The sequence below is a fragment of the Marinobacterium nitratireducens genome (assembly GCF_014645375.1).
In the GTDB taxonomy this organism is placed as follows: Bacteria; Pseudomonadota; Gammaproteobacteria; order Pseudomonadales; family Balneatricaceae; genus Marinobacterium_A; species Marinobacterium_A nitratireducens.
Map to the genome: position 1 here is coordinate 42,236 of NZ_BMLT01000001.1, position 26,985 is coordinate 69,220.

Genomic DNA, 26,985 nt, shown 5'->3' on the forward strand with positions numbered 1-26,985 from the left:
GACGGCTGCGGGCTTGGGGGGTGATCTGTTGCTGTTTTAGCGCGGGTTGCTCAGCTGCAGGTTCATATGACGGTTGACGTCCTTGTACAGCAGGTAGCGGAACCGGCCCGGACCGCCGGAGTAGCAGGCCTGCGGGCAGAAGGCGCGCAGCCACATGAAGTCGCCGGCTTCCACTTCGACCCAGTCCTGGTTGAGACGGTAGACAGCCTTGCCCTCGAGCACGTACAGACCGTGTTCCATGACGTGGGTTTCGGCGAACGGGATGACGCCGCCCGGCTCGAAGTTGACGATATTGACGTGCATGTCATGACGCATATCGGCCATGTCGACGAAGCGGGTCGTGCTCCAGCGGCCTTCGGTGTCCGGCATCACCAGCGGTTCGATATCCTGCTCGTTGGTGACGAAGGGCTCGGGATGCGGCAGGCCCTCCACCGCCTGGTAGTGCTTGCGGATCCAGTGAAAGCGCACCGGCTCGTCGCCGTTGTTGCGCAGACGCCAGTCGGCGGCCGGCGGAATGAAGGCGTAGCCGCCGGGCTGCAGGCGATGGACTTCGCCCTTGAGCGTCAGGTCGACCTCGCCCTCGACGACGAACAGCACCGCCTCGGCGTTGGGATCCAGTTCCGGCTTGTCGCTGCCGCCACCGGCACCCACCTCGACGATGTACTGGGAGAAGGTCTCGGAAAAGCCTGACAGCGGGCGGGCAATAACCCACATGCGCATGTTGTCCCAGAACGGCAGGTGGCTGGTGACGATGTCCTGCATCACGCCCTTGGGAATCACGGCGTAGGCTTCGGTAAACATCGCGCGATCCGTCAGCAGTTCGGTTTGCGCCGGGTGACCGCCGTGGGGTGCGTAGTAGCTGGTCTTAGACATAGAGCCCTCTTCGGTTTATTAGTGTCGATCCGCCGTCGCGGCACTGGCGCTCGGTCGGTCGCTTCCCTGCTCGGACGATAGCAGAACCGCCGCCACCGAATACCGGTGGATGGGGCCGCGCTTAACGCCGTCGTTTCAGATAGCCGTTGGCTGCATTAGGTGCTGCCGTTGGGTCAGGCACAGCCGCTTCGTTCGTGCTGGTCAGTCTTGGCTGGATATCCATACCTTATAAAACAACCCTACGAATTCGCAAATTAAATGTTTGGATGGATAGTATTCGATAATTAAATGATTGGTGCCGCACTTCGGAATTCGCGGTTCGCGCTTCGTCAGGAGCAGGGCCTGTGTTGATCTCGACGGGGTGAAAAGGGTTCTGCCTGGCGCTACAAGGCTCGTTCGCAACGGACTGAACCTGGCCGTGCCCCGGACGCGAGTCTGTGGGGGAACCATAAAAAAGGCGAAACCCCGAGGGGTTTCGCCAGCAGGTGCGGCATGAGGTGCTATGCCGGTAAAGCGTGGGTGATTGAGGTGCGGATGACGCCTGGCCTGGTCCCGGGCAGGGGGATCAGAGGTAACCGTCCGCCTTCAGGTCGCTCTGACAGGCGGAGCAGGGGACAGCGCCACCAACCTGGTGGCGCCGACCATCCTGGATGGCGTGACGCCGGATATGCGGGTCGCGCGCGACGAAGTGTTCGGGCCGGTGCCGGCGCTGCAGTTGCCGGACGGTACCCGTCTTTGTGACAGCAGGCTGATTCTCGACTATCTCGACTTTCACCTTTCCGCCATCGACTGGCGTGCCATCTGTCCGCGCCTTGCGGGCTGGTTCGCCACCTACTCTAAGCGGCCGTCAGTGCTGGGGACGGCACCGCGCTGAGGGGCGGGCGCAGAATGGAGAAGGTAAGCCGGCCCTCTTTTGGCAAAGGGGGCCGGATGCACATCGGGGATCAAGTCCTGAAGCGGCCGACCTCGCGCTGCAACTCGCTGGCAAGGCGTGACAGCGCACCGGATGCGTCGCTGGTTTCGCGGGCGCCGTCCGCGCTGTTAGTCGAGAGGTCGCTGATATGGTGCACGTTGCGGTTGATCTCCTCGGTCACACTGCTCTGCTGTTCCGAAGCGGCGGCGATATGGGTGCTCATCTCGCTGATCGAGGCCACCGCGGCGGTGATGGCGGCGAGCGCCTGTTCGGCATCGGCGGCCTGCTCGACGCTGGCGCGCGCGCGGGCCTGGCTGGCTTCCATGACCTCCACCGCGCTGCGGCTGCCGCCGCGCAGCTTCTCGATGCTGCGCTGAATCTCTTCGGTCGACTGCTGGGTGCGGCTGGCCAGTGTGCGTACCTCGTCCGCCACCACGGCAAAGCCGCGGCCGTGTTCGCCGGCGCGGGCGGCCTCGATGGCCGCGTTCAGCGCCAGCAGGTTGGTCTGTTCGGCAACGTTGCGGATGACATCGAGCACCAGGCCGATGCTCTCGCTGTCCTGTTCGACAGTGCGCAGCGCGTCTGTGGCGCGATCCACGTCGTCCGCCAGCTGTCGGATACCGGTTATGGTACGGCCCACCACCTCGCGACCGTGCAACGCATCCTGGTCGGCCTGGCGCGCATGCTGGGCTGCATCACCGGCACCGCGGGCGACTTCCTGCACCGACGCCGACATCTCGTTGACCGCTGCGGCGACCTGATCGATGGCCGCATGCTGGTCATTGATATTGCGGGTGGTGGTGGCGGTAATGCCGTTTAGCTGCTCGGCGGATACGGCGACCTGGGTCGAGGTGGATTTTGCCCGGCCGATGATGCCCTGAAGCCTGGCCAGGAACTCGTTCAGTCCGCCGGCCAGCTGGCCCAGCTCGTCGCGGCTGTTGACCGGCAGGCGTGCGGTAAGGTCGCCGTCGCCGTTGGAAATGTCGTCGATGCGGGCCAGCACCTGCTGCAGCGGCCGGGTGATCAGGCGCGGGAACAGCCAGATCAGCAGAATGCAGATCACCAGGCCGACCGCGAATCCCACCAGTTGCAGGTTACTGCCGGTTTTCGACAGACCGATTGCCTGCTCGACCTCGCTGTTGGCGGCGACCTCGGTCCATTCGGTCAGCTGGTCGATCAGTTCGCGCGCCGACTCGAACTCCTCGGCGCCGCGACCTGTCGCTATTCCTGCGCTGGCCTGGCGAATCACGGACTGGCTGATCTCTTCCCAGCGGTCCAGGCGCTGCTGAAAGCTGTCGGCCAGTCGCTTCGCTTCATTGTCCGTAATCAGTTCGGCAAAGCGCATCACCCGGTCCCGGGCCTGACCGATATTCTCGTCGTGGGCCTTGAGCAGCGCGGCCCGCTCGGAACTGCCGCCCGGCAGCATCCGCAGTGACTGTTCGGCGACCAGTGCCTGGTACAGATCCCGGTCGGCCTGGATCAGCGAGTTGACCGCCGGCAGGTAGACCTTGCCGAGGCGGCTGGTGCCGTCGCTCAGGGAGTGGGTCATGCCGATTCCCAACAGGGCGTTGCCCAGCAGCAGCAGCGCCAGCAGGGCCATCGGTAGTATCAGCTTGGTGCGAAAAGACAGGTTGTTGAACGCGTTCATGGCAAAGTTCCGGCCATCGGTTATTGGCGGTGCGGACGGGCGAGCGGCCGTACCGGGATTCCCTGCTGTATCGGCCGAAAACGGTTGAAATTTAGTGGTAATTTTCGCAAAGCCGCGGCGCTTGCCCAAGCGCCGCGGCCTGACTGCCGGTTGTGGTCAGTTGGCGGTGTCGCCGGCGGTCGCGTCGGCCGCCGGCCGTTGCTTCGCTTCGCTACAGCTGTCGCCAGCCGGCAGCAGCAGACTCAGCAGGATGGCGGCGAGGCCGCCGGTGGTAATCGGCGATCCGAAGATGTTCTGAACAAGCGTCGGCATCTGCGCCAGCAGTTCGGCGTTCATCACGCCCAGGCCCAGACCAAAGGCTACGGCCATGATCAGCAGCTTGCGCCGGTCCAGCTCCTCGTTGGCGAGGATCTTGACCCCGGCCGCGGCGACGGTGCCGAACATCACCAGCGTCGCCCCGCCGAGCACGGGCTTTGGAATCTGCTGCAGCACGCCGCCTATCACCGGGAACAGGCCCAGGAGCACGAGAATGGCGGAGATATAGTAGCCGACGTGGCGGCTGGCGACGCCGGTGAGCTGGATCACGCCGTTGTTCTGGCTGAAGGTGGTGTTGGGGAAGGTGTTGAATACGGCGGCGAGCGCAGAATTGATGCCGTCGCCAAGCACACCCCCGCGGATCCTTCGAATATAGACATCGCCCTGGATCGGCTGGCGACAGATCACGGAGTTGGCGGTCAGGTCGCCGGTCGATTCGATGGCCGTGATCAGGTAGATCAGTGCGATTGGCGCAAAGGCGCCCCAGTCGAACGAAAAGCCGTACCTGAAGGGTACCGGTATGCTGACCAGCGGCAGGTTGGCGAGGTGGTCGAAGCTGATCTTGCCCATGAAGAACGCAATCGCGGATCCCGCCAGCAGGCCGATGACGATGGACGACAAACGCAACCAGGCGTTGCTCGAGAAATTAAGGGCGATGATCAGCACCAGCACGAAACCGCCCAGCGCCAGGTTCGCGGGGCTGCCAAAATCCGGTGCCTTGAAGCCACCGGCCAGGTCCGTCATGCCGACCTTGATCAGGCTGATGCCGATGATGGTAATCACGATGCCGGTTACCAGCGGTGTGATGATGCGTTTGAGCTTGTGCAGGAACTGGCTCAGCACGATCTCGACGAAGGCGCCGAGAAAGCAGACACCGAAAATCAATGACAGAATCTCGTCAGGACCGCCGCCCCTGGCCTTGGCGATGAAGCCGGCCGCCAGCACGGAGCTGAGAAAGGCGAAGCTGGTGCCCTGAACGCAGATCATGCCGGCGCCGACGCCGAAGGGGCGGCGCGCCTGAATGAAGGTGCCGACGCCGGAAACGATCAGCGCCATGCTGATCAGGTAGGGGATGTGCTCGGCCAGGCCCAGGACGCCGCCGATGATCAGCGTCGGCGTGATGATGCCGACAAAGCTGGCCAGTACGTGCTGGATGGCGGCGAAAGTCGCCTCGGCATAGCCGGGTCTGGCGTCGAGGGGGTAGAGCAGTTCGCCGGACGCGTGTTGGGACATGGTGTTCTCCGCTGGCCGTCATGGCCGTTTGTCTACTTGGTCAGTTTTTGTGTAAGCAAAATATAGGCCATTTTGTAGACAATGCGGTTTTCCTATAAAAATAACTATATAACAGTGGCTTAGGTGTTTTGTGTAGTGTCTTCAGGTACTGCTGTTGAGTGTCCGTAGCAGGCTGGAGAGGTGCTTTGCTCAGTATTGGTGCGGAATTTTGTACCGCAGAGGGGCGTCGCGGACCTGTTGCCGCGACGCCCGAGGGGGGAGATCAGGCCGTTAAGGGCCGGGTGATGTGCTTGACCTCCAGGTAGGCCGAGAGCCCCCAGGGGCCGAGTTCACGGCCGATGCCGCTGCGCTTGAAACCGCCCCAGGAGGTTTCCGGGCAGACGACCTGCAGGCTGTTGATCCAGATATGGCCTGCGCGCAGCTGCTCGGCCACGCGTTGCGAGCGGTTCGGGTCGCGGCTGATGATGCCGGCGGCCAGGCCGAAATCGCTGTCGTTGGCCTGCGCGATGGCGTCTGCTTCGCTTGCGAAGGTGCGCACGCAGAGCACCGGGCCAAATATCTCCTCGCGCCAGAGGGCCGAGTCGGTCGGCACGTCGATAAAGATCGTGGGCTCGACGAAATAACCGGTTTCGAACTGTTCTGCGCGCTGTCCGCCGGTCAGCAGCGTCAGGCCTTCGGTCCGACCGCGCTCGATGTATCCCAGTACGGTGTCGAGCTGAGCGCGGCTGGTCAGCGGGCCCATCTGGACACCCGGCGTAAAGGCGTCGCCCAGTTTCAGCGATTCGGCGGCCGACTTCAGGCGCTCGATCAGCGCATCGGCGATCCTCTCGTGCACCAGCAGACGCGAGGTGGCCGAGCACATCTGGCCAGCATTGTAGAAGATGCCGCCAAGGATCCAGTCGCAGGCCTGATCGAGATCGGCATCCTCGAACACCAGCATCGGCGATTTGCCGCCGAGCTCCAGGCTCAAGCCCTTGACCTGTTTTGCCGCGCTCTGCATCACGATCTCGCCCACGCGGTTGCTGCCGGTGAAGGAGATCTTGTCGATATCCGGGTGCCCGGTGAGCGCACTCCCGACCTCCTGGCCGGTGCCGCAGACGATGTTCAGCACGCCGGCGGGCAGGCCGACTTTCTGCGCGATGTTGCCGAGTTCGAGTTCGATCAGCGGGGTGACCTCGGAAGGCTTCAGCACCGCGGTGCAGCCGGCGGCGAGCGCGGGCGCCACCTTCCAGGCGGTGGTGACGAAGGGGAAGTTCCAGGGCACGATCAGGCCGACCACGCCGGCGGGCTCCAGGCGCGTGCGGGCGCTGAAGCCGGGCATCCCCAGGGCGACGTCGGCGTTCTGGCGGCCGTCGAGCTGCTCGGCCAGCCCCGCGTAGTAGTCCCAGGTCGCAACGGCGTCGGCGATATCGAGCTGCGCCTCGGCCAGCGGCTTGCCGTTGTTGCGCGATGAAAGTGCGGCGAGTTCGGCGGCGCGGGCTTCTATTTCCCGGGCGATGGCCCGCAGGTACTGTGCCCGTTCCGCGCCCGAGGTCCTGCCCCAGCCGGCGAAGGCTGCTTTCGCGGCCTGGACGGCGTGATCGACGTCTTCGGCGGTGCAGGCGACGACGTTGGCAAGGGTTTCCTCGGTGGAGGGGTTGATGACCTGAAGACGCTGCTCGGAGCCGGAATCGACCCAGGCGCCCCCGATAAAGGCTTTGCTGTACATCCAGTCTGTCTCCTGACAGTCATGGGACGGGCTGTTGAATGCCAATCCAAGTGACGCTCAGCAGCGGGTCCCATGACCGTGCTTTCAAGTGTTGAGTGCGAGCGCGGCGATAAAATCGGCGTCTTCGCGAATCTCGATCAGCGTCGGTCGGTCGGCTGCGGCTGCCGCTTGAAGTTGTTCACTGAGCTGCTCCAGGCTGCGCGCCGCAACGGCGTTGCAGCCGAACCCCCGCGCGATGGTGGCGAAGTCCGGCGTATAGATATCGACGCCGATGGCCGGGATATCGCGATTGACCATGTAGCGCTTGATCTCGCCGTAGCCGCTGTTGTTCCACAGCAGCACGATGATAGGCGCGCCGGCCTCGACCGCCGAGGCCAGTTCCGGCAGCGTGAACTGGATGCCGCCGTCGCCGATCAGGGCGACCACCGGGCGTTCCGGGCGGGCGAGCTTGGCACCGATCGCGGCGGGCAGGCCGTAACCGAGCGTGCCGTAGCCGGTGGATGAGTTGAACCAGGTGCGCGGCTCCGCGGCTTCGAAGAGGTGGTTGCCGGAGTAAACCGGCTGGGTGGAATCGCCGGCGATAATGACACCGGGCAGCGCCTGTTGAACCGTTTTCAGTACCTGCTGCTGGGCCAGGAAGGCCTGCGGCCAGTCGCGATTGAGCTGCTCGAGTACCGCGGCCGTACGCTCTGAGCCCCTGCGTTCCAGGGTGCCATCGCCGAGGGCGTTCAGCAGCGCGGTGATCGACTCGCCGGCGTCGCCGAGGATGGCGAGATCGGCGGTGAAGTTGCGGCTCAGCTGTTCGGCGTCGATATCGATACGGATCAGCTTGCCGGGAATGTCGAAACCGCCGTCGAATACCACGTCGTAATCGGTTTCGCCAAGCTCGGTGCCGATCGCCAGTACCAGGTCGGCGTCGCGCACCAGTGCGCGTACCGGCTCGAGCGACTGGTTGCTGCCGAGCGACAGCGGATGCCCCGGTGGCAGCACGCCCTTGGCGTTGATGGTCAGCAGGGTCGGGGCGTCGAGCGCTTCGGCCAGGCGCTGTGCGGCCCCGGCGGCATCGGCGCAGCCGCCGCCGAGCAGCAGCACCGGCTTTTCGGCGCCCCGCAGCAGCCGTGCCGCGCGGTCGATTGCGCCCGCCGCCGGCGCGGGCCGGCTCGGCAACGCGGCGATGCGGCGACTGAGGTGATCGGCCGGTGCGGTGATGACGTCGAGCGGAATCTCGATATGCACCGGGCGCGGCCGGGCGCCCGAGAAGATCGCGAAGGCGCGCGCCAGCACCGCCGGCAGTTCGTCCGGGCGCATCAGGGTATGGCTGAAGGCGCTGACACCGGACATCAGCTCACGCTGGCCGGGCAGTTCATGCAGGCGACCGCCGCCGAGTCCCAGCTCGTGGCGGTGGTTGACGCTGGAAATCACCAGCATCGGCACCGAGTCGGCGTACGCCTGCGCCATGGCGGTGGCGATGTTGGTCATGCCGGGGCCGGTGATGATGAAGCAGACCCCGGGCTTGCCGGTGACGCGGGCGTGGCCGTCGGCCATGAATCCGGCACCCTGTTCGTGGCGCGGCGTAACGTGGCGGATGCCGGTGTTCGGCAGGCCGCGATAGAGTTCGACGGTATGCACGCCCGGAATGCCGAAAACGGTATCGACGCCGTAGGCCTCGAGCAGCTCGACCAGTACCTCTCCACAGGTTTTCATCGATCTCTCCAATTAGATGTATCAACGCGGAACGGTGCCGGTGGGTGAAACGAACCGCACCACCACCGCACCACTTATCGTCAGGCGGCCCTGTTGGTCAGAGCCGCAGGGGGGCTTACCGATCAGAACACCAGGGTGTGGGCGATCAGCGCGATGATCGGCAGGGTGATCAGGGTGCGCAAAATGAAGATCGCGAACAGCTCAAGCAGGTTCAGCGGGATCTTGGACTTGAGCAGCAACACGCCCACTTCCGACATGTAGATCAGCTGGGTCAGGGAGACGCAGGCGACGACGAAACGGGTCAGTTCGCTTTCGATGCCCTTGCCCAGGACCGCGGGCAGGAACATATCGGCGAAACCTACCAGCATGGTGGGCGCGGCGGCGTGCGCTTCCGGCAGCTGCAGCAGCTCGAGTAGCGGAATGAACGGATAGGACAGCCAGGTGAAGATCGGGGTGTATTCGGTCAACGCCAGCGAGACGGTGCCGATCGCCATCACCAGCGGCAGCAGGCCGAACCAGATGTCGGTAACGTTCATCAGGCAGGTTTTGCCCAGTGCGCCCGGGCTCGGCGCGGTGGCGGCGCGGCGCACGGCCTGTTCCAGTCCCCAGGAGAACAGCGAATGGCCGTTCGGCAGTTCTTCCTTGATCTGCTTGCCGGCGGATTCGTTGTACTCGTCCTTCTTCCAGCACAGCGGCGGCAGGCGCGGCGTGATGATGGCGGCGACCAGGCCGGCAACGACCACGGTCAGGTAGAAGGGCACGAACAGGTGGTCCAGGCCGATAAAGCTGGAGATCAGCAGGCTGAAGGCGATCGAGGCGATGGAGAAGTTGGTGGCGATGACCGCGGCTTCGCGCTTGGAGTAGAAGCCCTGCTCATACTGCTGGGTGGTGATGAGCACCCCGACGGTGCCGGAGCCAAGCCAGGAGGCGACGGCGTCGATGGACGAGCGGCCCGGCAGCCTGAATATCTTGCGGAAGACGTTTCGTACCAGGGTGCCGATGAACTCCATGAAGCCGAAGTCGACCAGGAAGGGCAGCAGGATGGCGGCGAAGAAAAAGAAGGTGATCAGGACCGGGGTCAGGTCGAGCAGCATGACGCCGCCGGTATTGCGGTTCCAGACCCATTCCGGGCCGACCTGAAACATTGTCATGGCGGCGAAGGCTGCGCCGACGACCCGGAGCCACAGCCAGATACCCTTCGGCGTGAAGATCTCGACCAGGGTACTGTCCCTTTGAGTCCAGCGGGGCTTGAGTAGCGCCGCGTACAGCGATACCAGCGCCGAAATCACCAGCAGGGAGGTGGCGAAGGCCGGCAGGTAGTCCTTGGCCGCTTCCTTGAGCATATCGGCGAGCACGCCCATGCCGATGGTGACCTTGCCGTCGACGACGATGGGGGTCAGGAAGAAAAGAATGCCGATCAGCGACGGTATGATGAACTTCAGGTACGCGGTCAGGCTGTGCTTCGGATGGGGGTCATCGCGGTCGGTGAGCAGCAGGCTGCCGGCTTCTTGTTGGTCCAGATGTTGGTTCATTCGCAAGCCCTTCGGGGTCTAATTATAGGTTGGTGAGCGAAAGTGAGGGCCTCGGACACGGCCGGGGCCCGGATTCTCAGCGGTCGTACTTCACGCCCGGCAGTACGCAGAGCATCTCGAACAGCAGGTTCGCGCCCAGCAGCGCGGTGTTGCCGGTGGTGTCGTACGGCGGCGAGACCTCGACCAGGTCGCCGCCGACGATGTCGAGGCCCTTGCAGCCGCGCACGATTTCCAGGCCCTGGGGCGCGGTCAGGCCGGCGATCTCGGCGGTGCCGGTGCCCGGCGCGTAGGCCGGATCGAGGCCGTCGATATCGAAGCTGATGTAGACGGGGCCGCCGGCGACCTTGGCGCGGACTTCCTCCATCAGCGGCGTCAGGGACCTGTGCCAGCACTCTTCCGCCGGCACCACGCGGAAGCCCTGGTCCCGCGACCAGTCGAATTCGTCGGCGCTGTAGCCGGTGCCGCGCAGTCCGATCTGCACCACGCGTTCGCAATCCAGCAGGCCTTCTTCGACGGCGCGACGGAAGGGGGTGCCGTGGGCGATCTTCTCGCCGAACATATGGTCGTTGATGTCGGCGTGGGCATCGACGTGGATCAGTCCGACCGGACCGTACTTCTTTTTCAGCGCGCGCAGGATCGGCAGCACGATGGTGTGGTCGCCGCCGAGGGTCAGCGGCTTGCAGTCGTGTTCGAGCACTTCATCGTAGAAGGCTTCGATAATGTCCATGCTCTTGAGCAGGTTGAAGGTGTTGATCGGCACATCGCCGATGTCGGCGACCTGCAGGCTCTCGAAGGGCGCCGCGAAGGTGGCGACGTTGTACGGGCGCAGCATGCGCGACTCGTCGCGGATCTGGCGCGGGGCCAGGCGCGAGCCCGGGCGGTTGGAGGTGCCGATGTCGAGGGGCACGCCGATAAAGGCCGCATCGAGGCCCGCCGCGGTGTTCTGGGTCGGCAGGCGCATCATGGTGGCCGGACCGCCGAAGCGCGGCATCTCGTTACCGCCCAGGGGCTGGTTGAAGCGACGTTCTGACATGGTATTTCCTTCTCGCTGGGTATTCTGGTTTTTCGTTACATATGTCTAAGCGAGTATCGTGCCAGTTTTATAATTATCTGAATTTAAACAAAAAATCAGGCTGATCGACGCCAATGATCCAACTTTGAATTGAAAGATTTAATTCAATTGTGAATAATAATTCCAAGTTGAATTGGAGTTTGGCGATGACGCAGTCCTACACCGAGCGTGAACTTGAAATGGTACTCGAGAAGTCGCGCGACAATATCATGATCACCGACGGCGAGGGCGTGATTCTGCGTGCCGGCAGCAACTGTGCCCGTATCTACGGTCGCGAAATCTCGCAGCTGCTCGGTGTCTCGGCACAGCAGCTCGAGCGCGAGGGGCTGTTGAGGCCGTCGGTGACGGTGCAGGTGCTGAAGCGGCGCGAGCCGGTCCAGGTGATGCAGTCGACCGATACCGGGCGCACGGTGATGGCCGAGGGGTTTCCGGTCTTCGACGAGAACGGCACGCTGATCAGGGTGGTGAGTTTCTCCCAGGATCTGACCGACCTGCACCTACTGCAGAAGGAATACGAGCTGCTGCAGCAGAAGCTGGCAAAGCGGCGTTATCCGGGGGACGCCGAGACCGTGCGGGTGGATGCGCTGGGCTTTCGCAGTCCCCAGGTGCGCGAGCTCTACGAGTTGCTGCAGCGTATCGCGCCCACGGACGCCAGCCTGCTGCTGCTGGGGGAATCGGGTGTCGGCAAGACCGCCTTTGCGCAGCTCACGCACCGGCTCAGCCCGCGCCGGGACGGCCCGTTCATCGAGGTCAACTGCAGTGCCATTCCGGAAAACCTCTTCGAATCGGAGATGTTCGGCTACGCCCCGGGCTCCTTCACCGGTGCGGCACGTCAGGGCAAGCCGGGGCTGATCGAGCAGGCGCAGGGCGGCACTCTGTTTCTCGACGAGGTGGGCGACCTGCCGCTGCCGATGCAGGTCAAGCTGCTCAAGGTACTGCAGGACGGCAAGGTGACCCGGCTTGGCAGCACCGAGCCGCGGGCGATCGACTTTCGCCTGATCAGCGCCACCAATCATGCCCTTGACGAGCAGGTGGCGGCGGGCTCCTTTCGTCTCGATCTTTTCTATCGTCTCAACGTGGTGCCGATGACGATTCCGGCGCTGCGCGAGCGTCCCGAGGACATTCCCGTGCTGCTCGAGATCGTGCTGGCGCGCCTCAACGAGCGCTACGGGCAGAGCAAGGTGCTGGACAGCCAGGCGCTGCACCAGCTGGTGCAGTACGACTGGCCCGGCAACGTGCGGGAGCTGGAAAACGTGCTCGAACGCTTTTACGTCGCCAGCCCCGACCAGCTGATCCGCTGCGAAATGGGCAGCGCGACGCCGGCTGCGGTGGCGGCTCCGGTCGAGGTGGCGCCGCAGGCGCTGCAGGGGCGAAGCCTGACCGAGGCGCTGGATGCCTACGAAAGGAAGCTGCTGGAGGAGGCGCTCGGGGGCTGTCGCAGCACTTACGAGCTGGCCGAACGGCTGGGGCTCAGTCAGCCGACGGTTTTCCGGCGGCTGCGCAAGCACGGACTGTCCATCGGCGGTGCCTGAGGCCGGCTCAGGCAGAGTATTAACAGTCTATTGTCAGGACCCTGGTGCGCAACCGATCAATGCGTATGGGGTTATGATCTGTAGTCATGACCCTGGGCGGCGGGGTGGTCGACTCGGTATCGTTAGGCCGGCGACCAGCACAGCTGGTCGCGCCACTGGGGCACGTCGGCCGGTTCGGTGGTAGTGATTTCCCAGGCATCTTCGCGGGCCATCAGCTCGCGCAGCAGCAGGTTGTTGAGGCCGTGTCCGGGCTTGTGGCACTCAAGCTCGGCAAGCAGGTTGTAGCCGCACATGCGCAGGTCGCCGATGGCGTCCAGCACCTTGTGACGCACGAACTCGTCCTGGTAGCGCAGCCCTTCCGGATTCAGCACCCGGTAGTCGTCCAGTACCACGGCGTTGTTGAAGCCGCCGCCAAGCGCCAGGCCCTGGCTGTGCAGGGCTTCTATGTCGCGCAGAAAGCCGAAGGTTCGGGCGCGGCTTATCTCGTCGGCAAAGCGCTGAGGGGTGAGGTCTATGTCGAGGGTCTGGCTGCCGGCGCGCAACGCCGGGTGGTCGAAGTCGATGCTGGCACGGATGCGAAAGCCATTGGCGGGCCGCAACACGGCATACTTGTCTTTCTGCCGCACGCAGACAGGCTTGGTGACACGCAGAAAGGATTTGGGTGCCGGCTGGGTCTTGAGCCCGACTTCGTTGAACAGAAACAGAAAGGGTGCGGCGCTGCCATCCATAATCGGCATTTCCGGGCCCTCCACCTCGACCAGCAGATTATCGAGGCCCAGGCCGCTGATCGCGGCCATCAGGTGCTCGACGGTAGACAGGCGGGCTCCCCGTTCATTGACCAGGCCGGTGTTGAGGGTGGTCTGGTGAACCGCCTCGGCGTTGAGGCTGAAGGACTGAGCCGGTGTCAGGTCGGTGCGCCGCAGGCGGATGCCGCTGCCGACGGGGGCCGGTGATACCTGTACACGGACCTTGCGGCCGCTGTGCAAGCCGATTCCCGAGATCTGGAAAGCCCTTTGCGTCGTGATCTGATGGAGCATCTGGGGTGCCTGTGTGGTCCTGTCGAATTCAACCGCAGCAGGCTACCGCCGAAGCATACCGCGCCGCCAATAAGGACTTTCAATGGTACCCATAGCATAGCGAAGCTTTCAGCTCTCCATGGAATCGAGTTGCTTGTCGAGCTTTTCGAGAATGCGCATCAGGTCGCGGTATTCGCTGGTATCCAGCACCCGGATCAGCCTGCTTTCCCACTCCAGCGCCCGGGGAGCCAGTTCGTGATAGAGCCGGCAGCCGGCTTCCGACAGCGACAGGTAGGTCACGCGGTGGTCCTGTTCATCCTTTTCCTTGATCAGCAGCCCCTTGCCGTCCAGCAGCTTGACGCCGCGGGAAACCTTGGACTTGTCCATCATGGTGATTCTGCCGATATCCCGGGAGTTGAGGCGTTCGTCTTCGGCCAGGCGGGCCAGGATTCGCCACTCCGGGATGGTGACGCCAAAATGCTCGCTGACGTAAATCTTCGACAGGTTGTCGCTGATGCGCTTGGCGGTGTTGACCATCCGGTAGGGGATGAATTGTTGCAGAATAAGCGATTTGCTGGTCTGTTCGGGCACGTTATCGGCCCCCCTCTCATTGACATTAATAGGTAATTCTCTCACCCGAGAATAGTCTCTGCAACGCGGGCAGGCGCCGATCCGGCCTGCGGGCGATGGCATTCGAGCAGGCCGGTGCAGCCTAAAGCCCATGTTGAGGGGATTTTACGGGGGCGTTTCAGGGATTAGGCGTCCGTTTAATCCATGCCCACTGAAAGGGCTTTACAAATAGTCTCATGTGAGACTATTATTGGTTTCACTTGAAACTAAATACAAATCGAGGCCGCCCATGAATATCAAGCAGATTCATCACGTTGCATATCGCTGCAGGGATGCGAAGGAAACCGTTGAGTTCTACCGGGACAATCTCAACATGGATTTCATTCTGGCGATCTCGGAAGACAGGGTGCCCTCGACCAAGGAACCGGACCCCTACATGCACCTGTTCATGGACGCCGGCAACGGCAACATTCTGGCGTTCTTCGAGCTGCCGAATTCGCCCAACATGGGTACCGATCCCAATACACCGGCCTGGGTGCAGCATATTGCCTTCGAGCTCGAGAGCGAAGAGGCGCTTCTCGAAGCCAAGGCGGAACTCGAAGCGAAGGGTATCGAGGTGGTGGGGCCGACCAACCACGAAATAATCAAATCGATCTACTTCTTCGACCCCAACGGGCATCGCCTGGAGTTGACCGTGCGCACTGACAAGCCGGGTCAGATCGACCGGCTGCATGAGCTGGCGCCGGAAATGCTGGAGGCCTGGAGCAAGACCAAGAGAGCGGTCGATCACGCCGCCTGGCTGCATTCGGAAGAGTTTGCCGACTGAGGCAGGTGTTACGGGTTACGCGTGACGAGTTACGCGTCGAAAAAGCACAACCAAAAGGCCCCGCCAGGAAACATCCTGGCGGGGCCTTTTATCTTGCGCGTTCAACGTGCTACGGCGGGAAGCTCAATGCCTGGCTTAATCCCGTCACCCGTCACCCGTCCGCGTCACGCACGTCTAACGCGTCACCTTTCCATCAGCCCGTCGCGTCGGCCTGGTTCTCCGGACGCGCGGCGTCGAATGCGGGCAGTGCGTTGCAGGCATCCCAGACCGAGCGGATTTTCGGGTAGGGCGACATGTCGAGCTCGAAACGCTGGGCGTTGTAAACCTGCGGAATCAGGTAGAGATCCGCCAGTGTTACCTCGGCGCCGTGGCAGTACGGCGCTGCGGCCAGTTGCGGCTCGAGCGCCTTGAAGCCTTCGTGGATCCAGTGATGGTACCAGGCGGTTTTCTCGTCGTCGCTGACGTTCAGCGTGCCCTTGAGGTATTTCAGTACCCGCAGGTTATTCAGCGGATGGATTTCGCAGGCGATCAGGTTGGCCCAGGCCCGTACGGTTGCGGCTTCGCAGGGATCGGCCGGCAGCAGCGGCTTATCCGGAAATTCCGCCTCGAGGTATTCGAGTATGGCGGTGGACTGGGTCAGCAGCCGCCCGTCGTCCAGCTTCAGCGCCGGCAACAGCCCCTGTGGGTTGAGGGCGCGGTATACGTCACCGAGCTGCTCGCCCTTGAGCAGGTTCACCGGCGTCAGCCGGTGTTCGATGTTTTTCAGGTTAAGCGCTATGCGTACGCGGTAGGCGGCGGAGGAGCGGAAGTAGGTAAAGAGTTCCATCGGAGTCCTTCTCAAGCTCGTAGGAGCGGCGCCCCGCCGCGAAGGGCCGAGGCGGCAGTGCATGGTCATGCAGCATTCGCCGCGAGGGCGCGGCTCCTACAGGTTAGACGCGGGCCGGCAGAATGGTGCCGACGACTTCGCCGAAGCCGATGCGTGCTGCGCCGGGCTTGGCGCAGTAGCCGCGCATCACCACCGCATCGCCATCTTCCAGGAAAGTGCGGGTTTCGCCGTTGGGCAGGCTGATGGCCTGCTTGCCGCCGACGGTGAGTTCCAGCAGCGATCCGGCTTCCTCGTGCTCCGGGCCTGACTGGGTGCCCGACCCGAGCAGATCGCCCGGCTGCAGGTTGCAGCCGTTGACGGTATGGTGCGCGACCATCTGGCCGACGGTCCAGTAGCTGTGCTTGAAGCTGGATTCGGACAGCCGGGTCGGCGCTTCGCCGTTGTTGCGCATCTGTTCGGTCTGCAGCAGGCACTCGAGCTGAATATCCAGCGCACCTTCGCGGCTGTTGCTCTCGGAACTGAGGTACGGCAGCGGCTGCGGGTCCTCGGCCGGGTGGGCAAAGGCGGTGCGGTACGGCGCCAGCGCTTCCATCGTTACGATCCAGGGTGAAATGGTCGAGGCGAAGTTCTTCGACAGGAACGGGCCGAGCGGCTGATATTCCCATGCCTGGATGTCACGTGCCGACCAGTCATTGAACAGGCAGATGCCGAAAACGTGATCTTCGGCGCGGTCGATGCTGACCGGTTCGCCCAGTTCATTGCCGGCGCCGATGAAGATGCCGATCTCCAGTTCGTAGTCGAGGCGCTTGCAGGGGCCGAAGCTCGGTTCGGTCGCGTCGGGTGCCTTGGTCTGGCCCTGCGGACGCGGGAATTTCTGGCCGGAGACGCCGATCGACGAAGCGCGGCCGTGATAACCGATCGGCACCCACTTGTAGTTCGGCAGCAGGGGGTTATCCGGGCGGAACAGCGCCCCGACGGAAGTGGCGTGAAAGACCGAGGTGTAGAAGTCGGTGTAGTCGCCGATGGAGCAGGGCAGGCCATACTCGGCATCGGTCTGGGCGATCAGGCAGCCCTGCAGGCTGGCCTGCTGCTCGCTGCCGCTGCGAAGCGCACGGGACAGCGCCAGGCGCAGCGCCGACCAGGCCGCCTGGCCCATGCCCATGAAACGGTTGAGGCGCGGTTCGGCTGCGGCCGCGAGCGCCTCGCCGGCGAGACCGTCAAAGGGCGCGCTGTTGTGCAGCGCCGCCAGGTCGACAATCTGGTCGCCGATGGCGACACCGCCACGAAATGTCTCGTCGCTGCCGGCGCGGCGAAAGCTGGCGAACGGCAGATTCTGGATCGGAAAGTCGGTTTCGCCGTTGGCGGAGGCGACCCAGCTGGTCAGTGAGCTGTCGTGGGTTTCGTTCAGTCTGGTCATGTTTGGGTAACCTTTGCTGTTGCGGCCCTTCTCGCTGGGGCCTTGTCGGTGTGAATCAGGCGCGGGAAAGCCCGGCTGTGCGACCGGGCTTTGCCCGTCAGTCTTTGCTGCCGTTGAAGTACTTCTTGAGCCCGGACCAGCACTCAATATAGTCGTGCTGGCGCGCCTCGGTCTCGAGGGCGAATCGGGTCGGTTCGATCACGTAGCGTGACTCGAACATGAAGGCCAGGGTGTTGGCATAGCGCTCCGGTGCAAGTTCCGCGTTGCTCGCTTTTTCGAATACCTCGGCTTCGGGGCCGTGGGGCGTCATGCAGTTGTGCAGGCTCATGCCGCCGGGCTCGAAGCCCTTTTCCTTGGCATCGTAGACGCCTTCGATCAGTCCCATGAACTCGCTCATGATGTTGCGGTGGTACCAGGGCGGACGGAAGGTGTCTTCGGCCACCATCCAGCGTGGCGGGAAAATCACGAAATCGATGTTGGCCACGCCCTCGGTGTCGCTCTGGGACGTCAGCACCGTGAAGATCGACGGGTCCGGATGGTCATAGCTCACGGTGTTGATGACGTTGAAACGCGACAGGTCGTACTTGTAAGGTGCGCTGGTGCCAACCCAGCCGACCACGTCCAGCGGCGAGTGGCCAAGCGGCGCCTGATGCAGATTGCCGCAGAACTTGGCGACCAGTGCGAACTCGCCCTCACGGTCTTCGAACCAGGCGCTCGGGTACTGGAAGTCGCGGTCGTTGGCGTAACCGTTGGCGCCGACGGGGCCGCGCTCGGGGAGGTGCAGCGGGGCGCCGTAGTTCTCCGCGATATAGCCGCGCACCGGTCCGTCCGGCAGCTCGATCTTGAACTTGACGCCCCGGGGAATCACCAGGATCTCGCCGGGCTTGACGTGCAGGATGCCCATTTCGGTGTAGGCCAGCAGCGCGCCCTGCTGCGGCACGAAAAGCAGTTCGCCGTCGGCATTGTAGAAGAAGCGATCACCCATGCCCTTGTTGGCGCGGTAGACGTGGATACCGATGCCGGTCTGGGCGCGTGCATCGCCGTTGGCGGCCACGGTGATCAGGCCGTCGATGAAGTCGGTCGGCTGTTCGGGGATCGCCAGCGCGTCCCAGCGCATTGCGTTCGGCGGACACACGGCTTCGGTGATCGGTGCGGTGCGGATCAGGCCCTTGTCGATGGGGGCGAAGTCACCCATCGCGATCGACGGACGCAGGCGGTAGGTCCAGGTGCGCCTGTTGCTGTGGCGGGGCGCGGTGAACGCGGTGCTGCTGAACTGCTCGGCGTACAGGTTGTACGGGCACTTCTGCGGGTTGAACTGGCCGATCGGAAGGGCGCCGGGCAGCGCTTCCGTCTCATGTTCGTTGCCAAAACCGCTGAGGTACTGGAGTTCGTTTGGGTTGATCATCGTCGGGCTGCACTCGGGGTTTGGGTTTTTATGGCGCGCTGGCGATCCGGTTCTGCATCTCAGCGCAGTTTTTGTCGGGTTAATAGTTGCAACTGAAACTAACATTACTCGTATGAAGGTCGTTTTTCAAGCGGCTTTGGGCCTTTTACGGTATTTCTGCGAGTTTTGTCCGGGTTTTTGCGCCATTATGGTTGCATCTAAGAAATTTGGTGGTTGCTGCTGTGGCGCGCGTGCCCGGCAGTCATTCGCGTTCGGGTTTGACCGTTGGCGAGATCGCCTTCTTTAATGTAGTTATTCAATCCGCACTTGCGAGGCCCGCCATGGAGTCCGGCCTGCACATCGCCCATCTGGTCGCCGGTATCATCGTGCTGCTGCTCATCGCCGCCGCGACGATGGCGGTGACAGAAAAGCTGCGCTTTCCATTTACCGTGGCGCTGGTTCTGGTCGGGCTGGCGCTGGCGGCGCTGGCCGACTCCTACCCGCATACCTTTGGCGCCTTCGAGGAACTGGAAATCTCCTCAGGCCTGATACTCTACGTCTTTCTTCCGACGCTGGTGTTCGAATCCGCCTTTCACCTCGATGCGCGTCAGCTGCGGCGGGACCTGGTGCCGGTGCTGGTGCTGGCGGTTCCGGGACTGCTGGTATCGACCTTCATCATCGGCGGCGTCGTGTCGCTGGCCACGCCGATACCCTTTCCCGCGGCTCTGCTGCTCGGTGCCATTCTCAGCGCCACGGATCCGGTGGCGGTGATCGCACTGTTCAAACGGCTCGGTGCGCCGCGCCGGCTGACCGTGCTGGTCGAGGGCGAGAGTCTGTTCAACGACGCCACCTCCATCGTGTTGTCGCGGGTACTGGTCGGAATTCTGGTGGCCGGCAGCGTTTCGACAGAGTCGGTGGTCAACGGGGTGGTCGATTTCGTGGTGGTGTTTGTCGGCGGGCTGGTGGTCGGCTGGCTGATGGCGCTGCTGACCGGATACCTGCTGACGCTGGTCGAAGGGCATCATCCGATCGAGATAACACTGACCACTGTGCTGGCGTATGCGTCATTTCTGGTGGCGGAAGAACTGCTGCATGTCAGCGGGGTCATGGCCGCGGTGGCCGCGGCACTGACGTTCAGCGGCTGGGGCTGGATCCGGGTATCGCCTGCGGTGCGGGCCTATCTCGAGCATTTCTGGGAGTACATGGCGTTCATCGCCACGGCGCTGATCTTTCTGATGGTGGGGCTCAAGGTCGAGCTGTCGTCACTGCTGCATATCCTGCCATTGCTGCTCTGGGTCATTCTGGGCATGCTGCTGTCGCGCCTGGTGGTGGTGTTCGGACTGATGCCGCTGGTCGAGCGCCTGCCGGGCGCCCAGCCCGTCGGCTTCGGCTACAAGGCCGTGATCTACTGGGGCGGGTTGCGTGGCGCCATCGCCTTGGCGATCGCACTCAGTCTGCCGGCGTTCGAATACTCCGAGACCTTCACGCCACTGGTCATGGGGGCGGTGCTTTTCACACTGCTGGTGCCGGCGCTGAGCATCGACCGTCTGGTGCATCGGCTGGCGCTGGACCGGCCGTCGCTGGCGGACCGCTTCGCCCGCGTCGAAGGTAATCTGCTGGCGAAACGCCGCGCGCAGAGCCGCATACCTGAACTGATGGAGGGCGGTCTGTTCTCGGGTTCCATTGCCCGGCAGCTGCAGCTCAATTCCGATCGCGAGATGCTGACCATCCGCGAAGAGCTGGCGCAGCTTCGGCGCGCGGAACTCAACCCCAACGAGGAGCGGCGACTGTTGTACCTGCGGGGATTCGCCGAGGAGCAGGCGCTGTTTATCGACATGTTCAACAAGGGGCACCTGAGCGAGTCATCCTATCTGCGTCTGCGTCAGCAGGTGGCGCTCAATCTCGATGCCGTACGTTTCCAGGACGAGCTCGACGACATCGCTTTCAGCGAGAAGCGCCGTACCACGCTGGACCGGCTGCGCCTGAGGCTGCTGGGGCGTTTCTCGTCGCTGGCCGGCTATCTGGAGCGGCTGCGTATCCGCCAGGTGGCGATGGATTACGAGATGGCATGGGGGCGTTACCAGAGCTGCGGTCGGGTGCTGGAGCGATTCGACGAGCTGGTGGAAACCGAGTCGGTGTCCGCTCAGGTGGCGTCCGAGGTACGTGATCAGTACGTCAGCTGGTACGACGGTGCGCGCGACCGGCTTGACCAGATGGCGGAGCAGTTTCCCGAGTTCGTTGCGGATATGCAGGAAAGGCTGGGGCAGCGGCTGATCCTGCTGGCCGAGGTCGAGGCGATCGACGAGCAACTCGAGCATGGAACCCTTCCCCCCGGTATCGCCGAGACGCTGGAGCATGAAATGGCGCGGCAGCTGCGGTCCCTGCGCGGCCACGAGGTCAAGCGTCTGCGGGTCGAGCCCGGTGAGCTGCTGCGCAAGGTGCCCTTCCTGCGTGAGATTCCCGAAGCCGAGTTTGCAGGCCTGGCGGCGCGCATGCGCTCGCTGACGGTAGCGCAGGGGGACGATATCATCACTCAGGGCGAGACCGGCTTCTCGCTGTACCTGATCGCGCGTGGCGTGGTGCGAGTGATCCGGCATGATGGCGGCAAGTCACGCCAGCTGGCGACGCTGATGGCCGGTGACTTCTGCGGTGAAATGGCGTTGCTGCATCAGGCGCCGCGAAGTGCCACCGTGCGCGCGGTCACCCCCTGTTCGCTGTACGAGCTGCGCCGTCAGGACGTGCTTCAGGCGATGCACGAGTATCCGGCTATCCGTGATGCCCTGGAGAAAGCGGCGCGGGACCGCCAGGTCGCGCAGCGTGACGAATAAGGTGGTGGGCTCAGCAATTGTCGCGGGCAGCCGTTAACCGTTCCTGCTGCAGCAGCGGTTCCCAGCGGCTGCCATCGTTCACCAGCCAGCGTCCGCAGGCGTCGCAGCGGGCGATGCACAGCGACGGTCCCTCGAACAGAATGCTGAAGTGCGTGAGATCCAGCAGGCGCGGGTTCCGGTGCATCAGCGTTGTATTACAACCTGCGCATTCCGCCATGGCGTGTCCCCCGGGTTTCGCTTCGGTGTTCTGCAGCGGTCTGTGCTGACCGCTGCGTGCATCCTTGCTTCAGGCGCTTCGCAAAGAATGGCTGTCATCCTGAGTTTGCGGCGGGTAATTGCCGGCGCTGAGAATTTCCCAGCCGTTCAGGTCCAGGTGAAGGTAACTGTTGCAGCAGCGACATTTGAACAGCTGGCTGTTTTCCATCTTGCTGAGGGATATGAGATCCGGGTGTGGAGCTGCCTTGGCCGTCATTCGCTGGCATGGGGGGCAGGATCTTTCCATGATGGTGCCTCCTGTAAAGGATGGATTCTTGCCGGTGTGGCGGGCCTGCGAACAGGCTTTGCCGCCTAGTCGGAAAGGGTTCGCAGCTGTCCATGCGTAAACCGGATCCCGACGGATTTCGTTACTGGGGAAACCTTAGCCAAAAAAATGCCGAAAGGATTTAGGACGAATTCCTAATTTTTGTCGCCAATGTCGTGTTGTTTCGAGCTTTTGTATAAAAGTGGTTGAAATTTAAAGTAATATTACGCTCTTTTTTGGGCGGGTATTACATGACGATGAGGCGAATTTTTTTCGTGCCGACAGGGCTTGGGGCGGTACGCCGCGGTGTGTCGGCCTGTCGCTGGCACGGCGTTAACGCGCTGGCGGCATTGCTGATGCTGTTGCCAGCCTCTGCACCGGCGGACCAGCCGATGTCCTTCTCCACCGCAAAACGAGAACTTGCGGCTATCTACAGCAGCAACGCCCAGAGTTTTTACTGCGGCTGCCGTTTCAGCGCCATTGGCAAGCGCCTGTCGCCGGATCTTGCCGCCTGCGGTTATCAGCCGCGCAAGAATGCCAACCGGGCGTCACGGATCGAGTGGGAACACCTGATGCCCGCCTGGGCCTTCGGGCATCAACGCCAGTGCTGGCAGCAGGGCGGGCGCCGGGCCTGCCGCAAGGACCCGGAATTCAGGCGTATGGAGTCGGACATGCACAACCTGGTGCCGGCAATCGGCGAGGTCAACGGCGACAGGTCCAACTATGGTTATGGGATGGTGGCCGGCGAATCGCGCGCCTACGGCCGCTGCGATGTCGAGGTCGATTTCAAGGCTCGGGTTGCGGAGCCGGCCGAGGGTGTGCGCGGTGATATCGCCCGTACCTATTTCTATATGCGGGATCGTTACGGGCTGAGGCTCAGTCGCCAGGAGACCCGGCTGCTGGAGGCCTGGAACCGCGCCGACCCGGTGGATGCCTGGGAACTCGAGCGCAACCGTCGCATCCGTCTGGTCCAGGGCAACGGCAACCCCCATGTCGAAGCCGGGGCGCACGCACTGGTCAGCGCCGGAGCGGCAGGGGGCGTGCCAACCGGCGCGGGCTCGCTGATGCCGGGGGCAGAGTGAACGGGTGTAGAACCGGAGGGACTTATCATGCGACATATCACCAACGGTGAGATGGCCAATCAGTGGCTTGGGCAATGCGGCATCGAGGGCGGCTTTCTGGCCTGGGATGACGTGCTGCATGAGGGGCCGGTACCGGCCGGGCTCGGTCTCGACGAGCTGTCAGCGGTGCGCGCCGCCTATATCGCCAGTTGTGGCTGGGCCACTGACTTCGAGGCGCAGACCCACTTTCAGGCGCGGGATGCGCTGTTTCGCAGTGCCGCCCGGGACGGCGGCGTGGTGATCTGGAACTCCTTCGAACTCTACGACCAGCTGCACCTGATGCAACTGCTGCACTGGTACGCCGGTGAAGGTCGTGACTGCGCCTGGCCGCAGCTGGTGTTCGTCGAGGACTACCTGGGGCGCGCGGATCCTGTACGCACCCGGGAACTGTTCAACGGTCGCAAGGCGCTGACCGAGGCCCAGCTGCAACTCGGCGCCGAGGCCTGGCTGGCCTTCGGCGCCGCCAATCCGCGGGCGCTCGCAGCGCTGTTGCAGCGCGACCTGTCGGCACTGCCATTTCTGCATCGCGCGCTCGCAAGGCTGCTGCAGGAGTATCCGGGGCCGGACGGCCTCAGCCTCAGTGAACGTCTGACACTCGAGGCGCTGGCGGATGCCGAGCTCGGTCCGGGAGAGCTGTTTCGCGCGGTACGCGAACGCGAAGACGTCGCCTTTATGGGCGACGCCAGCTTCTGGCTGATGCTCGAGCGCCTGCTCGCGTCTCCCTGTCCGCTTCTGAGGGTGCGGGGAGGTCGTTTCGAGCGGCCCGGACTGTGCGGCGGTGGCGACGACTTCCTGGCGCTGCGTATCGGGCTTGCCGCAGCCGGTCGTGAGGTGCTGTGCGGCGAGCGCGACTGGCTGGCGCAGCAGCCGGTCGATCGCTGGATTGGGGGCGTTAACCTGCGGCCGGACAACCTCTGGCGTTTCGATGCCCTGAGCGGCTGCCTGGACCGTTCCGGCTCTGTTGCGACGCGGGGGTGACAGTGGCGTACGGGGCGCGTTAGGATTCGCCTGACGGGGCGGTCCCCGTCGATTTACCAAAATGCTGTTGTTCAGTGCCAATGCTCGAATGTCCATGGCGGGCAGGGTCAATCCGTTGGTGACCTGTGACAGTTTTAATCGATAGCCAAACGGAGAAACACCATGCAAATCGCTGCCAATACCGTTGTGAAGATCCACTACACACTGAAGAACGCCGAGGGCAATGTCATCGATTCGTCCGAGGGTCAGGAGCCGCTGGCCTACCTGCACGGCGGTGGCAACATCGTTGAAGGTCTGGAGTCGGCGCTGGCAGGCAAGGCCGCCGGCGACAAGCTGGACGTCACCGTAGACCCGGAGCGCGGCTATGGCAGCCGTCGTGACGACCTGGTCCAGACCGTGGACCGCAGCAACTTCGTCGGCATCGACCAGATCGAAGTGGGCATGCAGTTCCTGGCCCAGACACCGTGGGGCGAGCAGCCGGTGACCGTGGTTGCCGTTGCAGACGACAACGTCACCCTGGACGGCAACCACCCGCTGGCGGGCGAGGTGCTGAATTTTGCCATCGAAGTCATGGACGTTCGCGCTGCGACCGACGAAGAACTCGAACACGGCCATGCCCATGGCGAAGGCGGTCATCACCACTGATGATCAAAGCGCCGGGCGCCTGCCGCGCGCCCGGTCCCGGCCAGGGAAATGCAGTGCCGCCGCCGCTTGCATCCGGCAGTCGCATGTCCCTGGTGCCGGGATGAGCTGGACTGCCCGCAGGGCGGTCCGGACGCAACCGGAGACCAGGTTGCCCTAATGTTGCGCAAGACGTCGCTGATTTCGGTTACGGTTTTCTTCCTGGTGCTGCTGCTTGGCACCTACTGGAGCCATCTCAATCACAGACTGCTCGTCAAAGAGCAGGAAGCGCTGCTGCGCGACGTTATCAATACCCAGGCCACCGCCATCGAGCGTCTGCTCAACGAGACCCTGCTGTCGACGCAGATGATGGCGCATGAAGTCCGTCGTTATGGTGGCGAACCCCGGGACTTTCCCCGCCGCGCCGAGGAAATCCTCAGGGATTTTCCGGCGGTGTCGAGTCTGCAGCTGGTGCCGTCCGGTGTCATCCGCCGGATTTATCCGCTGGCGGGCAACGAAGCCGCGATCGGCCTTCACCTTTTCAAACACCCTCTGGCCTCGGGTCCGGCACTGCGCGCCCGGCGTGATGCCGTGCTGACGCTCAACGGTCCGCTGGAGCTGGTTCAGGGCGGGATCGGTGTGGTCGGGTACAACCCCGTGTTCCTGCGTACCGGCGATGGTGGCGAGGTCTTCTGGGGATTCGTGTCAGCGGTTATCGATCTTGAGCGGCTGCTGTCAGTAACCGATCTCGGGGCGCTGGCCGCAAACGGATACTTCTATGAACTGCTGCGTCCGGACGGCAAGGCGGTGGATCATCTGGTGGCGGCGGGCGGTCGGCAGGACAGGCCCGATACCGTCCAGTCGCTCGATGTGCCGGTGCCCAACGGCCGCTGGATTCTGCGCATGGGTCGGGACAGTGAAGACGGCACGGCGGGATTTCGTCTCGGCGTACTGATGAGCTTCGCGGTTGGGCTGTTGATCGCCTGGCTGGTGCATTACGTGCTGCGCGAGCCGCAAAGGCTGCGCATGCTGGTGGACTCCCGCACCCAGGAGCTGCACCGGCTGGCGTATCACGACTTCCTCACAGGGCTGGTGAATCGTCGTCTGCTGCAGGAGGAGCTGGAACAGTCGCTGCGGGAACAGGCGCGCTCGGGCGAGCCGCTGGCGCTGCTTTATCTCGATCTCGATGATTTCAAACGCATCAACGACTCGATGGGGCACGAGGTCGGGGATCAGCTGCTGATCGCGGTGGCCCGTCGCCTGCGGGGCCAGGTGAGGGCGAACGATATCGTCGCGCGCCTGGGGGGCGACGAGTTCGCGGTGGTGCTGCAGGGCAGCGGCAGCAGCGATGATCTGCTTCGGCTGGCGGAAAAACTGATCAACGCCATTCGTCAGCCGGTGCAGCTGCACAATCGGGAACTGGTGATCAGTACCTCGATCGGTATCACCGTCGCACCGGTCGATGGCGACAGCGCCAGTCAGCTGTCGCGTAACGCGGACCTTGCGCTTTACGCGTCCAAGCGCCGCGGCAAGAACTGTATTGCCTTCTTCGACCCGGCAATGCAGCAGGAGGCCTCGCGCCTGATGCAGCTCGAAGAGGAGTTGCGCGCGGCGCTCGGCAGGCGCGAACTGGTGCTTGCCTACCAGCCGATCGTCGAGCTGTCGCAGCAGAGAACGGTGGCTTACGAAGCCCTGATCCGCTGGCACCATCCCCGCCATGGCTGGCTGGCGCCGTCGGAGTTCATTCCGGCGGCGGAACAGTCCGGCCTGATCGTAGCGCTGGGCTACCGGGTGCTGGAGACGGTTTGCGAAATGCTGGCCGCAGCGGTGGCAGAGGGCTGCGAGCGGGTGCCGGTCGCGGTGAACATCAGTCCGCAGCAGTTTCGCGACAAGCGTTTTCTGCAGGAAGTCGAACGCATACTGGCACAGACCGGGGCACCGCCAGGGCTGCTGGAGCTGGAAATCACCGAAACCAGCCTGATGGACAATCTCGAGTCGACGGCGGCAATTCTCGATGAACTGCAACGCATCGGGCTGCGTATATCCATCGACGACTTCGGTACCGGCTACTCGTCGCTGGCGCTGCTCAAGCAGTTGCCGGTCGATACCCTGAAGATCGACCGCTGCTTCGTACGCGACCTGGAAGTCGACGAGGGAGACAGGCAGATCATTCAGGCGGTGGTGGCGATGGCTGCCAAGCTGCATCTGGACGTCGTCGCCGAGGGCGTGGAGTCGGATGCTCAGCGTCAGTGGCTTCTGGCGTTCGGCTGTCGCTGTGGTCAGGGCTATCTTTTCGGTCGCCCGCAGATCGTCGAGCGCCCGTTTTCGGGCGCCGTGACGGCCTGAAC

Annotated in this window: 22 protein-coding genes; 9 read left to right on the forward strand and 13 right to left on the reverse strand. The window is 63.4% G+C overall.

The window, feature by feature from the left end; all coding sequences use genetic code 11:
• Positions 1-36: 36 nt before the first annotated feature.
• Positions 37-873, reverse strand: coding sequence for a bifunctional allantoicase/(S)-ureidoglycine aminohydrolase (locus IEX85_RS00195; RefSeq protein ID WP_188857218.1), 837 nt, complete (start codon positions 871-873; stop codon positions 37-39).
• A gap of 595 nt (positions 874-1,468) precedes the next feature.
• Here IEX85_RS00195 and IEX85_RS00200 point away from each other — a divergent pair.
• Positions 1,469-1,747: a glutathione S-transferase family protein gene (locus IEX85_RS00200; protein WP_268238058.1), complete on the forward strand. Its 279-nt coding sequence runs from the start codon at positions 1,469-1,471 to the stop codon at positions 1,745-1,747.
• Between the two features lie 70 nt (positions 1,748-1,817).
• Here IEX85_RS00200 and IEX85_RS00205 read toward each other — a convergent pair whose 3' ends face one another.
• The 6 genes from IEX85_RS00205 to speB form a co-directional block, all read right to left on the reverse strand.
• Positions 1,818-3,434, reverse strand: coding sequence for a methyl-accepting chemotaxis protein (locus IEX85_RS00205; protein WP_188857219.1), 1,617 nt, complete (start codon positions 3,432-3,434; stop codon positions 1,818-1,820).
• Between the two features lie 156 nt (positions 3,435-3,590).
• Positions 3,591-4,982, reverse strand: a complete 1,392-nt coding sequence (locus IEX85_RS00210; protein ID WP_188857221.1) for a nucleobase:cation symporter-2 family protein — start codon at positions 4,980-4,982, stop codon at positions 3,591-3,593.
• A 262-nt stretch (positions 4,983-5,244) separates the two neighbouring features.
• Complete coding sequence (locus IEX85_RS00215) at positions 5,245-6,690, reverse strand: aldehyde dehydrogenase family protein (RefSeq protein ID WP_188857223.1); 1,446 nt, start codon at positions 6,688-6,690, stop codon at positions 5,245-5,247.
• A gap of 84 nt (positions 6,691-6,774) precedes the next feature.
• Positions 6,775-8,394, reverse strand: a complete 1,620-nt coding sequence (locus tag IEX85_RS00220; RefSeq protein ID WP_188857225.1) for a 5-guanidino-2-oxopentanoate decarboxylase — start codon at positions 8,392-8,394, stop codon at positions 6,775-6,777.
• 122 nt (positions 8,395-8,516) lie between these two features.
• The gene (locus IEX85_RS00225) at positions 8,517-9,926 is read right to left on the reverse strand and encodes a YjiH family protein (protein WP_188857226.1); all 1,410 of its coding nucleotides are present in this window, start codon (positions 9,924-9,926) and stop codon (positions 8,517-8,519) included.
• Positions 9,927-10,002: 76 nt separating this feature from the next.
• Complete coding sequence (gene speB / locus IEX85_RS00230; protein WP_188857227.1) at positions 10,003-10,959, reverse strand: agmatinase; 957 nt, start codon at positions 10,957-10,959, stop codon at positions 10,003-10,005.
• A 185-nt stretch (positions 10,960-11,144) separates the two neighbouring features.
• Between speB and IEX85_RS00235 the strand changes: the two genes are divergently transcribed.
• Complete coding sequence (locus tag IEX85_RS00235; protein WP_188857229.1) at positions 11,145-12,530, forward strand: sigma-54 interaction domain-containing protein; 1,386 nt, start codon at positions 11,145-11,147, stop codon at positions 12,528-12,530.
• Between the two features lie 122 nt (positions 12,531-12,652).
• Here the strand turns inward: IEX85_RS00235 and lpxC are convergent, their stop codons facing one another.
• Entirely contained in the window at positions 12,653-13,567 is a 915-nt protein-coding gene (gene lpxC / locus IEX85_RS00240; protein WP_188857230.1) for a UDP-3-O-acyl-N-acetylglucosamine deacetylase, read from the reverse strand.
• Positions 13,568-13,675: 108 nt separating this feature from the next.
• Positions 13,676-14,137, reverse strand: coding sequence for a MarR family winged helix-turn-helix transcriptional regulator (locus IEX85_RS00245; RefSeq protein ID WP_188857232.1), 462 nt, complete (start codon positions 14,135-14,137; stop codon positions 13,676-13,678).
• 268 nt (positions 14,138-14,405) lie between these two features.
• Between IEX85_RS00245 and IEX85_RS00250 the strand changes: the two genes are divergently transcribed.
• A complete protein-coding gene (locus IEX85_RS00250; RefSeq protein ID WP_188857234.1) occupies positions 14,406-14,942 on the forward strand; it encodes a VOC family protein in 537 nt (178 codons plus the stop codon).
• Between the two features lie 193 nt (positions 14,943-15,135).
• Here IEX85_RS00250 and maiA read toward each other — a convergent pair whose 3' ends face one another.
• The 3 genes from maiA to hmgA all read right to left on the reverse strand — a co-directional run bounded on the left by maiA (position 15,136) and on the right by hmgA (position 18,590).
• Positions 15,136-15,768, reverse strand: coding sequence for a maleylacetoacetate isomerase (gene maiA / locus IEX85_RS00255; RefSeq protein WP_188857235.1), 633 nt, complete (start codon positions 15,766-15,768; stop codon positions 15,136-15,138).
• 103 nt (positions 15,769-15,871) lie between these two features.
• Complete coding sequence (gene fahA / locus IEX85_RS00260) at positions 15,872-17,185, reverse strand: fumarylacetoacetase (RefSeq protein ID WP_188857237.1); 1,314 nt, start codon at positions 17,183-17,185, stop codon at positions 15,872-15,874.
• A 97-nt stretch (positions 17,186-17,282) separates the two neighbouring features.
• Positions 17,283-18,590, reverse strand: coding sequence for a homogentisate 1,2-dioxygenase (hmgA, locus tag IEX85_RS00265; RefSeq protein ID WP_188857238.1), 1,308 nt, complete (start codon positions 18,588-18,590; stop codon positions 17,283-17,285).
• A gap of 320 nt (positions 18,591-18,910) precedes the next feature.
• On the opposite strand from hmgA, the gene IEX85_RS00270 reads away from it, so the two are divergent.
• Complete coding sequence (locus IEX85_RS00270; RefSeq protein WP_188857240.1) at positions 18,911-21,397, forward strand: cation:proton antiporter; 2,487 nt, start codon at positions 18,911-18,913, stop codon at positions 21,395-21,397.
• Positions 21,398-21,407: 10 nt separating this feature from the next.
• On the opposite strand, the gene IEX85_RS00275 is transcribed toward IEX85_RS00270, so the two are convergent.
• Positions 21,408-21,581 carry a hypothetical protein gene (locus IEX85_RS00275; protein WP_188857242.1) on the reverse strand — a complete coding sequence of 58 codons (174 nt, stop codon included), beginning with the start codon at positions 21,579-21,581 and terminating at the stop codon, positions 21,408-21,410.
• A gap of 120 nt (positions 21,582-21,701) precedes the next feature.
• On the opposite strand from IEX85_RS00275, the gene IEX85_RS00280 reads away from it, so the two are divergent.
• The 5 genes from IEX85_RS00280 (at position 21,702) to IEX85_RS00300 (ending at position 26,983) form a co-directional block, all read left to right on the forward strand.
• A complete protein-coding gene (locus tag IEX85_RS00280; RefSeq protein ID WP_188857243.1) occupies positions 21,702-21,968 on the forward strand; it encodes a hypothetical protein in 267 nt (88 codons plus the stop codon).
• Positions 21,969-22,174: 206 nt separating this feature from the next.
• A complete protein-coding gene (locus tag IEX85_RS00285) occupies positions 22,175-22,999 on the forward strand; it encodes an endonuclease (protein WP_188857245.1) in 825 nt (274 codons plus the stop codon).
• 27 nt (positions 23,000-23,026) lie between these two features.
• Positions 23,027-24,016 (forward strand): hypothetical protein, encoded by a 990-nt coding sequence (locus IEX85_RS00290; protein WP_188857246.1) that lies wholly within the window; start codon positions 23,027-23,029, stop codon positions 24,014-24,016.
• Between the two features lie 162 nt (positions 24,017-24,178).
• A complete protein-coding gene (locus IEX85_RS00295) occupies positions 24,179-24,661 on the forward strand; it encodes an FKBP-type peptidyl-prolyl cis-trans isomerase (protein WP_188857248.1) in 483 nt (160 codons plus the stop codon).
• Positions 24,662-24,817: 156 nt separating this feature from the next.
• Positions 24,818-26,983 (forward strand): putative bifunctional diguanylate cyclase/phosphodiesterase, encoded by a 2,166-nt coding sequence (locus IEX85_RS00300; protein WP_188857250.1) that lies wholly within the window; start codon positions 24,818-24,820, stop codon positions 26,981-26,983.
• Positions 26,984-26,985: the final 2 nt, after the last annotated feature.